Genomic DNA, 1,981 nt, shown 5'->3' with positions numbered 1-1,981 from the left:
TTGATACTGGAGTTGCAGTACCAGATAGTGGTAGTTTACCAGTACTAACTGATAATGATACGTTGGATGTTGTGGCTACCGATGCCGGAGGCAACAGTGGATCAGGAGTAGTGACTATTGATCTTACGGCTCCTACAGCAGATACGTTTACAACAAACGATATTACGCCTACTTTAACGGGAACCGGAGAAGCAAATGAAACGTTAACGATTACCGTAGATGAAAACGGAGATGGTACACCAGAGGTTACCTATACCGTAACGACCGATGCAGCTGGTGATTGGAGTATTGATACGGGAGTTGTTGTTCCTACGAGCGGATTCCTACCACCATTAACCGATAATGATACCTTAGATGTTGTAGCTACTGATGCAGGAGGTAATAGCGGATCAGGAGTAGTGACTATTGATCTTACGGCTCCTACAGCAGATACGTTTACAACAAACGATATTACGCCTACTTTAACCGGAACTGGGGAAGCGAATGAGACCTTAACGATTACAGTAGATGAAAACGGAGATGGTACTCCAGAGGTTACCTATACAGTAACGACCGATGCAGCAGGGAACTGGAGTATTGATACCGGAGTTGCAGTACCAGATAGTGGTAGTTTACCAATATTAACCGATAACGATACTTTAGATGTAGTCGCTACTGATGTAGCAGGTAACAGTGGATCAGGAGTAGTTACTATTGATATTACTACAATATCAGTAGATAGCTTTACCACAGATGATATTACACCTACTTTGACTGGAACTGGAGAACCTAATGAGACCTTAACTATTACGGTAGATGAAAACGGAGATGGTATCCCAGAGGTTAGCTATACTGTAACAACTGATGCTACTGGTAATTGGAGTATTGACCCAGATACAGCTGTTCCTGATAGTGGAGTATTTCCTGTACTTGATGATATGGATACCATAGATGTGGTTGCAACCGATCCCGGAGGCAATATTGCAATTGGATTGGTGGAAATAAACCTTAGTGATACCGATGGTGATGGAATTAATGATATTGATGAAGAAAACGATGGTACAGATCCTTTGGATCCTTGTGATCCAAATCCAGGTGCGGTTTCTTCTGGTGATTGTGATGGTGATGGAGTAATAAATGAATTTGAAATAGGAGACGATCCAAATAATCCTCAGGATACTGATGGCGATGGTATACCTGATATTTTGGATACTGATGACGATAATGATGGAATCTTAACAGAAGATGAGAATCCAGATCCTAATGGAGACGGAAATCCAGATGATGCTTTTGATACAGATGGTAATGGTACTCCTGATTATTTAGAACCTAACGGGCCAACAGGAGAAGGTGAAGATGGGATTACAGTCTTTACAGGAATGTCTCCAAATGGAGATGGTGTTAATGATGTATTTATAATTAGCGGAATAGAAAGATTAGAGAATACTTTAGAGATATATAACCGTTGGGGTGTTAAAGTATATGGAACTAAAAACTATGGAAGAGATGATCAATTCTTCAGAGGAATCTCAAATGGAAGAACTACAATAGAAGGAACAGATCAATTACCAGTAGGTACCTATTATTATGTTTTAGAATATGTTTTAGAATCAGGTGAACGTAAGTCTAGAGCAGGCTACTTATACATAAACAGATAATCAATCAAAATTTAAATTCTCCGCGAGTATAATTATATCTACTCGTGGGTGAAATAAAAATGTTAAATTAGAGCGGATGAAAAAAATAAAGATAATAGTTGTGACAGCGTTTTTGAGCATTACGTTTTTTGCCAGTTATGCACAACAAGATGCTCAGTACACTCAGTATATGTATAACACTATAAGTGTAAACCCTGCCTATGCAGGTAGTCGAGGCGTACTAAGTATTATGGGTCTTCATCGTAGTCAATGGGTTGGTTTAGATGGAGCACCCCGAACCCAGACACTTACCTTTAACACTCCTATTGGGGGTAATGAGCGAGTTGGTTTAGGTCTATCTATAG

General features: G+C 39.8%; 2 protein-coding genes. Both read left to right on the top strand.

Annotated elements, in window-relative coordinates:
* Window positions 1-1,637 (top strand): gliding motility-associated C-terminal domain-containing protein (locus tag DK441_RS27190; protein WP_109096932.1); only part of this gene is annotated, 1,637 nt, incomplete at its 5' end.
* A gap of 76 nt (window positions 1,638-1,713) precedes the next feature.
* On the top strand, window positions 1,714-1,981 hold a 268-nt coding region (locus tag DK441_RS00005), incomplete at its 3' end, for a PorP/SprF family type IX secretion system membrane protein (RefSeq protein WP_160111858.1).

This window comes from Aquimarina sp. AU58, assembly GCF_900312745.1.
GTDB classification, from domain to species: Bacteria; Bacteroidota; Bacteroidia; order Flavobacteriales; family Flavobacteriaceae; genus Aquimarina; species Aquimarina spinulae.
The sequence above is the reverse complement of the archived record's forward strand: the minus strand, read 5'-3'. Positions and strand labels throughout refer to the sequence as shown.